The following is a 12,843-nucleotide window of genomic DNA, read 5'->3' as shown; positions in this document are numbered from 1 at the left end:
GCTATGCCCGTGCATGTGGAGAAATCAAGCCAGATGGAGCTATTTTAAATGATTTCTTATCCCGAACTCGCGTAAGTATAATTCCTTGTCGGAAAAATGGGAAATGAATATATGAATATGGTGCAGTTTATCCCAAATCGGTCATTAGAAATAGAATTTCTATTATTTCTAATGACCGATTTGGGTTTATTGGTGTGAGCAAACTGTCTGAGCCGGCAGTGCTTATAAGTAACTGTTGAAAATTAATTTATACTAAAACGCAGTTGTTTTTTTAGGCAGTTAGTGTGCGGAACCAAGGAGCAATGCGGGCATTGTGACTGAGTGACAAACACTAAATGACAAGAAAGAACGAGGTTTAGTACAACAGAGCTTTAATATAAACTAATTTACAATAGTTACTTATATAGAATTTCCATATAGCCCCATGCTGTCTTATAATATGTTCATTAAGAAATGTGACCCTAAATTCAAAATACTTATCTTGCTCGTCTTCATATTCCGCACCGTAAAGTCTACTGTACTCCTTAATGTATCCACATATTATTTTGTTTCTGATGGCAATCACCTTACCTTTGACTTAGTGTTTCAGAAACAAAAGGTGTTCTTTGACATTATTACCATTATTATAAACAATCAATATCTTCATATAAGACTATATTAGCCACATAACATCAAAACAAGTGTGAGGGAACAATGTAAGTAACTGAGTAAAAAGCCGGCATACAAACAAAAAGCCGACTATGCAAAAATCACCCCATGTGCAAGCAACCGTTGCCTGCACATCATTTATATGACACTTACGCAATGGAGCTTTCCCACAGTACAGGATGAATATTGTCACAGCAGGTATTTTATTGCTTCCGGACCTTCGTTAAAGAGGAGGTCGAGGATGGAGAGGTTGGGAAGGAAACCGTGGCGCTGTCGGTAGACCTGGTAGTAGGGCTTAGGCGTGAAGAAAGGGTCTGTCTGTTTGGCTTTCGGAGAGATGATGTCACGGTAGTCAAAGACGGTCTCGAGTTGGTCGGAGGGGATGAATTCCTCGGTGAAATCGAAGGAAATGTCGAGGTCGAGGAGGCGGCACATGAGTTCTGCGGAGGCCATGTTGTAGTCAAGGAGGCAGTCAAGATGGACTGGTGATGCCGGCCCTTCGTCAATGAAGAAGGGGCGGATGTCGTCCTGATAGTACTCGAAGAAGGCGGATTCGCCGTAGGCTGTGCAGAGCGCCTGCCAATGGAGGTGGCGCCAGTTGCCGTGGTCGGAGATGCGGATGTCCTTGATGAGGTTGCTGCCGGCGTGTGTCACGGGGATGGTGAGGGCTTGTGTGCCGTTGGCAGTGGCTATGACACAGCGGTTGCGGTAGGTCTGTTTTTGGAAGGATTCCCGGGCTTCTATGGAAACGCGGGAGCCTGTGCAACGGCTCAGGAGTGAGTACCATTGCACAGGCCCGAAATATGTTGTTGAGAGGAGCATTGTTTTTTATTATGGGACAATATTGACAGTAAAGAGCAGCCAGCAATTACTTTATGTTATCCACCCATGTGAACAGGCGGTGCCATCGTATGCCGGAGAATCCCTTGCGGTCAGGGTCGGAGGACCACCAGATGAAGAGCGGCTTGCCTACGATGTGGTCCTCGGGGACGAAGCCCCAGTAGCGGGAGTCTGCCGAGTTGTGGCGGTTGTCGCCCATCATCCAGTAGTAGTCCATCTTGAATGTGTAGGACTTAGCTTCTTTCCCGTTGATGAGAATCCTGCCGTCGTCGGTGACAACGAGGTCGTTGCCCTCGTAGGTGCGTATGGGACGCTCATAGACGGCGATGTTGTTGATGTCCAGTTTCACGGACTTTCCCTTCTGCGGAATCCACACCGGGCCGTAGTTGTCGCGTGTCCAGCCTGTCCTTGCGTTGAGCGGATAGAGGTCGCCCGTAGGGGAATCGGTGTTTATGGAGATACTCCTGACGATGTCCTTGCGTGATTTCAGCACATTGTATGCGTGCTTTGTCAGCGGCATGTAACCATATTGGTTGAGCTGTGCGATGTCCTCCATGGAGATTCCAAGTGACTCGATGAGTTCCTCGGGAAGCTGCGACTGGAGCTTGACGTTGTAAGTGTACTGCACATTTTCCGGCTCTTTGTTCGCCTTTCCGTCAAGATAGACGATGCGATCCTTTATCTGAAGGGTCTGTCCCGGCAGTCCCACGCAACGCTTGACGTAGTTCTCGCGGCGGTCGGCAGGGCGTGTGATGATGTCGCCATACTCGTTAGGGTTCTGGCTTATATACTTCTTTCCCGCCTCATAATAAGAGTTGTATAGTGCACGCTGCTGCATTGGCGTGAGAGAGTCGGCGGGAGTGTCGGTCTCAACCAGCTGCTGTCCGAAGGAATACGCCATCTGGTAGAAATCCGCCGCTGCCCAACGCTCGTCCGAAACGAGTGTGTCTCCCGCAGGATAGTTGAATACAACGATGTCGTTAAGTTCCACCTTGCCGAGTCCCTTTGCACGGCGGTATTCCCATTGCGGGTACTCTATGTAGCTCTTGCATCCAAGAAGCGGCATGGTGTGCTGTGTGAGCGGCATGGTAAGCGGAGTCTGCGGTATGCGCGGTCCGTAGGCCACCTTGCTGACACACAGGTAATCACCCGTGAGGAGGGATTTTTCCAAAGAGCTTGACGGTATGACGTAGTTCTGGAAGAAGAACAGGTTGATGAAATAAACGGCTACAAGCGCGAAGACGATGGCGTCGACCCACGACATGATGAAGCGCGTCATATCATCAGAATCGCGCCACCACTGCCAGTTGATTTTACGTGAGATGTACGCGTCGTAGATGAATGGCACGACGATGAGTCCCCACCATGACTCCACCCAGTAGAGGAAGAGGAGGTAGAGCACTGTCACAATGGCGAATTTCGTCCATTGCACCGCCTTTGCAGGCTCTTGTTTTTTTATGTTTCTCTTTACCATTTTTGAAAGGTGGGGTCTGTTGGCACCACCGGTTGAATATGTGTTTTACTTGTTGGGGTTATGGGTGCAAAAAAAACACCTGATAATCAGCGTTTTGCGAAAGGCAACGCTTCGCTGTGCAGAAGGTAAGACTTTGCACGGTCAAAGGTAACACTTTACTTGGTGAAGTGTTACCTTTCGTTTTGTCACATCATAAGTTGCGCAATCCGGCAGGCAACCACTGAGAATGTGGTGGATATATATCCTGACATGACAGCCGTATGGACAGGTGCAAAGAGTATTCACCACGCAACACCTTTTGCAACAGCCAAACCTTCAGCGGATTGTTATGGTACGACTACCGCGTTAGCGGTTTATGTGCACAGATACTTTCTCGTCAGATGCAAAGTAAAGCGGCTCTCTTGCCACCACTACGCGGTTCCCTGCACAGAGTTTGCGAAATCAAATGCAAAGGCTTGACGGCTATCGTTTTTCTCAGAACTTGAACATATCGTCGATTGTCAGGAGTCCCTCATTCTCCGCCGTGAACTCTGCTGCAAGCACTGCTCCGAGGGCGAATCCTTGGCGCGAATGTGCGTCGTGGGTGATGGTTATGCAGTCAGCCTCGCTGTCGTAAGTGACGGAGTGGATGCCCGGAACCTCACCCTCGCGGATGGAGTTTATTGTCAGTTTGCCGGGGTCTGTGCCCTCCGCAGGAGTCACCGTGCCGTCAGGATTCGTCACCGTGCCCACCTGCCAGCCGCTCTTGCGGTCAAGGTTTTCCACGATTTGCTCCGCAAGCGTTATGCCCGTGCCCGACGGATGGTCGAGTTTGTGGATGTGGTGCGTCTCCGTCTCCTCCACGTCGTACTGCGGGAAGGAGTTCATTATTTTCGCCAGATACTTGTTGACGGCGGAGAATATCGCCACACCTATCGAGAAGTTTGACGCCCAGAAGAGAGTTTTTCCCTCCTCCATGCATGCTTTGCGGACATCGTCGCCATGCTCCTTGAGCCATCCCGTGGAGCCGGAGACGACCTTCACGCCCGCTTTCCATGCCTTCAAGTAGTTGCCGTAAGCTACATGCGGTGCGGTGAACTCTATCGCGACATCCGCCGAAGCGAACGCCGCGGACTCGAAATCCTGCTGGTTGTCAACGTCAATGATACTGACAATCTCGTGGCCTCGCGAGAGAGCAATCTGCTCTATCATGCGCCCCATTTTGCCGTACCCTATGAGTGCTATTTTCATTTTCTTTTTTGAGAGTTGTGGGTTAAAGGTTTTGGATTATAGGTTCTTATGCGTAACCATACCAATGCAAATGTACTCATTTCTTCGCACATACACACACGTACATAACAATATTTAGCATTAAGTAACTGTTCTAAATTATTTTTATATTGAGTTTCCTTTAAGCTAAAATAATTTAGAACAGTTACTTATTTGTAATGTGTATCTTAAAAAAACATAACAATTGACTATATAATAATGTGAACAAGATAATTTTGAGTATTTTTGCGCCCCGAAACCATTGTGCCCGCAAGGGAAATGCGAGAACAAAGCACTAATCAAGAACAAGAAAACATACAATAGAATCTACAATGAAAGAGAACTTGGTCATCGTGGAGAGCCCTGCCAAGGCGAAGACTATCGAGAAATTCCTCGGCAAGGAGTACAAGGTCATGTCGTCCTACGGGCACATCCGCGACTTGAAGAAGAAGGAGATAAGCATCGACCTCAAGAGCCTCAGCCCTGAGTATGAGATTCCTGAGGAGAAGAAGAAGCTCGTCAACGAACTGCGCACACAGGCGAAGAAGGCAGACAAGGTCTGGCTCGCTTCCGATGAGGACCGCGAGGGGGAGGCCATCTCATGGCACCTTTGCGAGGTGCTCGGGCTGGATGAACAGAAGACGGCACGCATTGTGTTCCACGAAATCACCAAACCTGCCATACTCGACGCCATAGAGCATCCGCGACGGCTCGACATGAACCTTGTCGATGCACAGCAGGCACGCCGCGTGCTCGACCGCCTTGTGGGCTTCAAACTGTCGCCGGTGCTTTGGCGAAAGGTCAAGCCGGCTCTCTCGGCGGGACGCGTCCAGTCGGTGGCTGTAAGGCTTATCGTGGAGCGTGAGCGTGAGATTCATCATTTCAAGTCTGAGCCTTACTACCGTGTGAACGCCATCTTCACCATCGAGGAGGACGGTCATCCTATAGAGGTCAAGGCGGAACTTGACCGCCGTTTCAAGACGCACGACGAGGCGCAGTCTTTCCTCGGCAAGTGCCGCACGGCAGAGTTCAAGGTGGCTGACATACAGAAGAAGCCGCTCCACCGCACTCCGGCACCGCCGTTCACGACGTCCACGCTCCAGCAGGAGGCGGCACGCAAGCTCGGCTACACTGTGTCGCAGACGATGATGGTGGCACAGCACCTGTACGAGAACGGTCTTATCACCTACATGCGTACCGACTCCGTGAACCTCTCCAAGCTCTGCATCGGCGCATCAAAGGAGGACATCATCAAGGAGTATGGCGAGGAATACAGCCGGCCGCGCAACTACCAGACGAAGTCCAAGGGCGCGCAGGAGGCTCACGAGGCTATCCGCCCGACTTACATGGACAAGGTGAAAATCGAGGGAACGGTGCAGGAACGCCGCCTGTACGACCTCATCCGCAAGCGTACCATAGCTTCCCAGATGGCTGACGCGGAGCTTGAGAAGACTCAGGTGACGATAAGCGTCAGCGGAACCGTGGAGCATTTCATCGCACAGGGTGAGGTGGTGAAGTTCGACGGCTTCCTGAAGGTCTATGCGGAAAGCCGTGACGACGAGCAGCAGGACGAGGAGGACGGACACCTCCTGCCGCAGTTCACTGTGGGACAGGAACTTGAACGCCGCGAGATAACTTCCACGGAACGTTTCTCACAGTCGCCTCTCCGCTATACAGAAGCGTCACTCGTCCATAAGCTCGAGGAGCTTGGCATCGGCCGCCCGTCAACCTACGCGCCGACAATCTCCACAATCCAGCAGCGCGGATATGTCCAGAAGGGTGACAAGAAGGGTGTCGAACGCCAGTATGTCATCGACACTCTGCGAGGAACGGTCATCTCCTCACGCACGAAAAAGGAAATGGCGGGCTCTGACAAGGGCAAGCTCCAGCCGACGGACATCGGCATCGTTGTCAACGATTTCCTCATCCGGTTCTTCCCGAACATCATGGACTACAACTTCACTGCCAAGGTTGAGGAGAAGTTTGACGAGATAGCAGAGGGCAAAGAGCCGTGGAACGACATGATAAAGGACTTCTACGGCGAGTTTGACAAGACCGTCGAGGCGACAATCAACTCTCGTTCGGAGCATAAGGCTGGAGAGCGCGAGATAGGAACCGACCCTAAGAGCGGCAAGCCTGTCTTCGTAAAGATAGGACGCTACGGACCTGTCGTGCAGATAGGCACCGCCGACGACGAGGAGAAGCCTCGCTTCGCACAGCTTCCGGCAGACAAGTCCATGGAGACAATAACCCTCGAGGAGGCGCTTGCACTCTTTGCCCTGCCACGCCGCCTGGGCACTTACGAGGGGCATGTCATCACCGTCGGCGCAGGACGCTTCGGTCCTTACATCCTCCATAACAAGAAGTATGTCTCGCTGCCTAAGGACATCGACCCTATGAAGGCTGACCTCGAATGTGCCGTACGACTCATTGTCGAGAAACGCAGGCAGGAGGAGGAGCGTTACATCAAGACTTTCGAGGAGGACGAGAAAATGCAGCTGCTCAACGGACGCTACGGCCCTTACATACAGTTTGACGGCAAGAACTACCGTCTGCCGAAAGCCCTGCATGAGCGTGTCCGCGAACTCACTTACGAGGAATGTATGGAGGTTGTCAACAACCCTGTACAGTCAAAGCGCGCAGCAAAGAAACAATAACGAATGATTCCTGACGCTCCCCTTCCCCATCTTTCTACATGCGGGAAAGGGGGCGTCACGGTATAATGGCAGCAAACGACAACAAAAACCATAGGCAGTGCCACACCACTGTCGGCAAACAATGAAATGAAAAGAATCATACTTATTGGCTACATGGGAGCCGGCAAGACCACCGTCGGCAAGGCTCTCGCCAAAAAGCTCGGTCTGATGTTCTATGACCTTGACTGGTACATAGAGTCAAGGATGAGAAAGACCGTCAAACAGCTCTTCGACGAACGCGGCGAAGAGGGTTTCCGCAAGATAGAGCACAACATGCTCCATGAGGTTGCGGAGTTTGAGGACGTGGTACTCGCCTGCGGAGGGGGCACACCGTGCTTCTTTGACAACATGGACTACCTGAACCGCCAAGGGGAGACCGTCTTCCTGAAAGGCGACCCAGACACAATCATCAAGCACCTCCGCATGAGCAGAGGAGTACGACCGCTGCTGCTTGGGAAGAGCGATGAGGAGCTTCTCGCATACATCAATGAGTCCCTTGCCCTGCGCACCCCGTTCTACGAGAAGGCGAAGCACACCATCGATATCATGCCCATGGACAGCTTCGACAAGATAGCGGACACCGTGGACGAGGTGGCTGAACTCATTGAACAACAGCAATAATCCCGACAGTACCGACAGTTTTGACAATTCCGACAATACTGTCAATTCTGACACTACTTACATTACTGACCAAAAACTATGAACATAACCGTAATAAAAGTCGGAGGGGCTATCGTCGAGGACGAGAAGCAGCTCCGCCAACTGATAGACGATTTTGCTGAAATCGAAGGACCTAAGATTCTTGTCCACGGTGGCGGACGACGCGCAACGAAGGTCGCCGCACAGCTCGGCATAGAGAGCCGCATGGTGGGCGGACGCCGCATAACGGACGCCGACATGCTCGATGTCGTGACAATGGTCTACGGCGGACTCGTCAACAAGCACCTTGTGGCAATGCTACAGGCAAAGGGCGTCAACGCCATCGGACTGACAGGAGCGGACATGGACATCATACGCTCCCACAAGCGACCGCTGAAGCGCATGGAGGTTGACGGCAAGGAGGAGATGGTGGACTTCGGGTTCGTCGGCGATGTCGACCGCGCCGACGGCAAGACCCTCATGCAGCTGCTCCGCCAGGGTGCTGTGCCGGTAATCGCTCCGCTGACGCATGACGGACAAGGGAACATCCTCAACACCAACGCCGACACAATGGCGGCGGAAACAGCATGCGGAATGGCGGCGGAAGGTGGCAATGTGACTCTCATCTACTCCTTCGAGAAGCGTGGCGTGCTCGCCAATCCTGATGATGACAACTCCGTCATCCCGGTCATCACTCACCGATCATTTGAGGAGTACAAGGCCGACGGCACAATCTCGGGCGGCATGCTCCCGAAGATTGAGAACGCCCTGAACGCCATCGACCGCGGTGTTGCAAAGGTTGTCATAACCCTTGCGACAGCCATCGACGGCAACTCCGGAACAATTATAATTTAAAGTTGGTCAGTATTGACCATTCTGACCATTAAAACCTCCAACCCGAATGCTCTCTTTCCGCAACGACATACTCCCACTGAAGGACAAGCTCTTCCGTCTCGCTCTGCGCATCACAATGCAGAGAGAGGATGCGGAGGATGTCGTGCAGGAGACGATGATAAAGCTATGGAGCCGCCGCGAGAGCCTTGACACAGTGGGAAACCTTGAAGCCTTTGCCATAACCGTATGCCGCAACACGGCACTCGACCACGTCAAGCGCGCCGCCTCAGGCACCGTTTCCCTCGACGAAGGGATGACCCTCCGCGAAGGTTCCGTGAACCCTTATGACAAGATTTACGCACAGGAATCCCTGCGGCATGTCAACAGCCTGATGCTGCAACTGCCTGAAAAGCAGAGGGCATGCATGCACCTCCGTGACTTTGAGGGGAAGAACTACCGCGAGATTGCCGACATCATGCAGATGACTGAGGACCAGGTGAAGGTGAACATCTTCAGGGCAAGAAAGGCGATAAAGAGCAAAATGAGTAACTGCCAATAATAACCCTACCGTCAGTATTGACAATATTGGCACAACCGACAGTACTGGCAACACCAACCCACCGACAGTGCCGACATTATTGACAATACTGTCACTACTGACCAATTAAAAAAAAACAACCCCATGAACAAAATCCGGAACGTTATCGAAGAGAATGCACGGTGGCGCAAGATGTTAGGTCTCTCGACCATCGAAGACCTCAACAACGCCATCAGCAAGGGACACGCAAAGAACCTCATACAGGTCTCCGAAGCCCTGCAGGAAAAGGAAATCGTGAAAATCGCCGACCGCATAGCACAACGGCAGGAAGTCAGGACGGTGCTCCTCGCCGGTCCTTCGTCGTCAGGAAAGACAACGACAAGCAAACGCCTGAGCATACAGCTCATTGCTGACGGCATCTGGCCCGTGCCGATTTCCCTTGACGACTATTTCCTCGACCGTCATCTGACTCCGAGGGACGAGAATGGTGACTATGACTTCGAATGCCTCGGAGCACTCAACGTCGAACTGCTCAACGAGCATCTTAACGCCCTCTTCCGTGGCAAGGAGGTGGAACTGCCACGCTACGACTTCAAGGAGGGACGCAGCCTAAAGAGCGGAAACCGCCTGCAACTGAAAGGCAACGAGGTGCTTATCTTTGAAGGCATCCACGCTCTCAACCCGGCACTGACCTGCAACGTGCCGCAAAACCAGATATTCCGCCTTTATGCCTCCGCCCTCGTCAGCAATTTTCTCGACGACGGCACACGCATCCCGACAAGCGACAACCGCCTGCTGCGCCGCATCCTCCGCGATGTAAGGCAGCGCGGAGTGTCGGCAGCGGAGACCATACGCCGCTGGCCAAGCGTGAGAGCCGGTGAGGAGAAATGGATATTCCCGTACCAGGAAAACGCCGATGCGGTGTTCAACACTGCCATGCTCTTTGAGCTTGCCGTCATGAAGACCCAGGGGGAACGCGCACTCAACGAGGTGCTTGCGACCGAGACGGACACTTACATAACCGATGTGGCAAAACGCCTGCTCGGCTGGCTCGCGCCTATCAGTTCCATGGAAATGGCTGAGAAGGACATCCCGCCGACAAGCCTCCTGAGGGAATTCCTCGGAGGAAGCTCGTTTGAATATTGAGAGTTAGGGAAATAAGTTGATGCATCATGATTCAACATGCTGCAACATGACGCAACATGACGCAACACGATTAATCATGATGCATCAGCCAATAACCCTCACCCACAACCGAAAAAAACACCGCTTTTAGCATGTTTTCCAATAATTTTCGCTAACTTTGCACACATTATCAGTCTGTATTGACACAACTGACAGTCTTGACAGTACACAGTCAGCACTGACAATATTGGCAATACCGTCATTACTGACCAAAATCCATAACCTATAACACAATGAAACTAATCTTAGCCGTAGGACTCACATCCCTCCTACTCTCCACCACTGACTGCCTCGCACAGAGCAAGAGCAACACATGGAACCCTAACCTGCCGGGAAACAAGTACAAGAACCCTATCATCGATGCCGACTACTCCGACCCTGATGTCTGCCGAGTGGGCAACGACTACTATATGACTTCATCATCCTTCGCCTGCTTCCCGGGACTGCAAATCCTGCACTCCACCGACCTCGTCAACTGGGAAATCATCGGCGCGGCACTCACCGACGACTATCCTGTGCTGCCGGAGAACAAGGGAAAGGAACTCGACTGGCGCAAGAAGATACAGCACGGCAACTATGTCTGGGCACCGGCGATACGCTACCACGACGGATGGTTCTACATCTACTGCGGCGACCCTGACCAGGGACTCTTCATGACAAAGACACAGGACCCGCGCGGCACATGGACAAAGCCTGTATGGGTGAAGGAAGGAAAGGGCATGATCGACTGCTGCCCTCTGTGGGATGACGACGGCAAGGCTTACCTCTCCCACGGATGTGCCGGCTCAAGGGCAGGCGTGAAGTCGGTACTCTTCGTGGCTCCGATGTCTCCTGACGGCGAGAAGGTCATCGGTCCTTCACGCATAGTCTACGACGGACACGAGGACCAGCCGACAATCGAAGGCACAAAGTTCTACAAGCGCAACGGATATTACTACATCTTCTCTCCTGCCGGCGGCGTGAAATACGGGTGGCAGGTGGAGCTCCGCTCAAAGAATCCTTTCGGTCCTTATGAGGAATACGTGGGACTGGCACAGGGAAAGTCAAAGGTCAACGGTCCTCACCAGGGCGCATGGGTAGACACTCAGAACGGCGAGGACTGGTTCCTGCACTTCCAGGACAAGCACGCCTACGGCCGTGTGGTTCACCTGCAGCCTGCAAAATGGGTCAATGACTGGCTCGTAATAGGCGACGACAAGGACGGCGACGGCTGCGGCGACGCCGTGGCAACATGGAAGAAGCCAAACCTCCCTGCGTCAAAGAACCCTGTACAGCCGGCAGAGGATGACGATTTCAACAGCCCCGAACTCGGAAAGCAGTGGCAGTTTGAAGGACCTTACAGCCATTATTGGTACTTCTGCGACGCCAACAAGTCCAAGCTGCGTCTCTACGGTGTGGAGCAGCCTGAGGAGTTCCATAACCTCTCCGACCTCCAGAACGCTCTCCTGCAGAAGTTCCCGACAGAGAACTTCACCGCCACTGCCAAGGTTAAGTTCATCCCAAACCCGTCCTACAAGAACAAAGGCGAGCAGGCGGGCTTCATAATCAAGGGTCAGGACTATGCCGCACTGCGCTTCATCACAGAGAAAGGTGGAAAGGACGGCAAGGGGACTATCTGCAAGCTCCAGTATGTTGTCTGTGAGGGTGCACAGAAAGGCAAGGCAGAGAAGGTTATCGCCGAGCAGCCTGTCGACCTCAAGGCGCTGCCTGCGCCATACACACAGAAATATGCCGTGGACGACATCCCACAGCCTCGCAACGCCACTCCTGACGTTTATGTGCGCTGCACCGTAAAGTCTTCAGGCATCGGCAACAGCATCAAGTCCCACGCACAGTTCTCTTACAGCCTCGACGGCAAGAAATTCAAGAACATGGGCACACCGTTCGCTGTAAAGGAAGGCAAATGGATAGGCGCGAAAGTGGGCTTCTACAACTCCCGCCCTACCAAGAACAATGACGGCGCATTCCTTGATGTCGACTGGATAAAGTTCACGAAGTAAGAATTAACATGACAACCTGCCACCTCGGCAAGTTGTCTCAAAAAAAACGACAGTATTGTCAGTATTGACAATCAAGACAGTAATGACAGTTGCGTCAATACTGACACAATTGACAATACTGGCATTACTGACCAAAATCACAACAACCAATGAAAAAATTCATATTCTTTGCTCTTGCAGCAATCCTCAGCGTCGCGCTAATCTCATGCAACAATGATGACGACGACAAATACACCGAAGGCGAAAATGCCGTGACCCTTGAAGGCACATGGAAAGGAAAAACCATAATCACACACGAGATAGAGAATGAAAAAGGCGAAACCACTTACGAAGAAGAGGAGGTGAACACCACCATCCAGTTCGTCGGCAACCCTGACAAGGCACGCTACGGCACAAAAGGAACAGGACGCTGGTCCGATGAATACGACGACGGCACCTACTCCTACAACCGCACAGAATGGGAAGTGGACTTCGTGCAAATCATCATAAAGCTCCTTGACAACGACGGAAAGCCTACCGGCACAGTCCTCTACATCAAGAACGACGGCTACAGCCTCAGCAACAACCTCTTCTCCGGAAAAGTTGACTACGACGGCGACATGCGCGGCTTCGCATTCGAAAGAAAAAACTCCTACAACTGGGGAGACTAAGCCCATAAACAAACATGACAACCTGCCACCTCGGCAAGTTGTCTTAAAAAAAACGTCAGTACTGTAAGTATTGACAATCAAGGCAGTAATG

Annotated in this window: 10 protein-coding genes; 7 read left to right on the top strand and 3 right to left on the bottom strand. The window is 52.1% G+C overall.

Features of this window, described 5'->3' with window-relative positions:
- Positions 1-837: 837 nt before the first annotated feature.
- The 3 genes from E5358_RS10250 to dapB all read right to left on the bottom strand — a co-directional run bounded on the left by E5358_RS10250 (position 838) and on the right by dapB (position 4,192).
- A complete protein-coding gene (locus E5358_RS10250; protein WP_135940096.1) occupies positions 838-1,470 on the bottom strand; it encodes a WbqC family protein in 633 nt (210 codons plus the stop codon).
- Between the two features lie 46 nt (positions 1,471-1,516).
- A complete protein-coding gene (gene lepB / locus E5358_RS10245) occupies positions 1,517-2,962 on the bottom strand; it encodes a signal peptidase I (protein ID WP_135940095.1) in 1,446 nt (481 codons plus the stop codon).
- A gap of 474 nt (positions 2,963-3,436) precedes the next feature.
- On the bottom strand, positions 3,437-4,192 hold the full coding sequence (gene dapB, locus E5358_RS10240) for a 4-hydroxy-tetrahydrodipicolinate reductase (RefSeq protein ID WP_135940094.1): 756 nt from the start codon (positions 4,190-4,192) through the stop codon (positions 3,437-3,439).
- A gap of 350 nt (positions 4,193-4,542) precedes the next feature.
- On the opposite strand from dapB, the gene topA reads away from it, so the two are divergent.
- From topA to E5358_RS10205, 7 genes are all read left to right on the top strand, one after another.
- On the top strand, positions 4,543-6,867 hold the full coding sequence (gene topA / locus E5358_RS10235; RefSeq protein WP_135940093.1) for a type I DNA topoisomerase: 2,325 nt from the start codon (positions 4,543-4,545) through the stop codon (positions 6,865-6,867).
- A 126-nt stretch (positions 6,868-6,993) separates the two neighbouring features.
- Positions 6,994-7,527, top strand: coding sequence for a shikimate kinase (locus E5358_RS10230; RefSeq protein ID WP_135940092.1), 534 nt, complete (start codon positions 6,994-6,996; stop codon positions 7,525-7,527).
- 78 nt (positions 7,528-7,605) lie between these two features.
- Positions 7,606-8,400: an acetylglutamate kinase gene (gene argB, locus E5358_RS10225; protein WP_135940091.1), complete on the top strand. Its 795-nt coding sequence runs from the start codon at positions 7,606-7,608 to the stop codon at positions 8,398-8,400.
- A 46-nt stretch (positions 8,401-8,446) separates the two neighbouring features.
- Positions 8,447-8,938, top strand: a complete 492-nt coding sequence (locus E5358_RS10220; RefSeq protein WP_135940090.1) for an RNA polymerase sigma factor — start codon at positions 8,447-8,449, stop codon at positions 8,936-8,938.
- Positions 8,939-9,061: 123 nt separating this feature from the next.
- On the top strand, positions 9,062-10,063 hold the full coding sequence (locus E5358_RS10215; RefSeq protein WP_135940089.1) for a nucleoside kinase: 1,002 nt from the start codon (positions 9,062-9,064) through the stop codon (positions 10,061-10,063).
- 272 nt (positions 10,064-10,335) lie between these two features.
- On the top strand, positions 10,336-12,102 hold the full coding sequence (locus E5358_RS10210) for a glycoside hydrolase family 43 protein (protein WP_135940088.1): 1,767 nt from the start codon (positions 10,336-10,338) through the stop codon (positions 12,100-12,102).
- Positions 12,103-12,251: 149 nt separating this feature from the next.
- On the top strand, positions 12,252-12,752 hold the full coding sequence (locus E5358_RS10205) for a hypothetical protein (protein WP_135940087.1): 501 nt from the start codon (positions 12,252-12,254) through the stop codon (positions 12,750-12,752).
- Positions 12,753-12,843: the final 91 nt, after the last annotated feature.

Source organism: Palleniella muris, from assembly GCF_004792655.1.
Lineage (GTDB): Bacteria > Bacteroidota > Bacteroidia > Bacteroidales > Bacteroidaceae > Prevotella > Prevotella muris_A.
The sequence above is the reverse complement of the archived record's forward strand: the minus strand, read 5'-3'. Positions and strand labels throughout refer to the sequence as shown.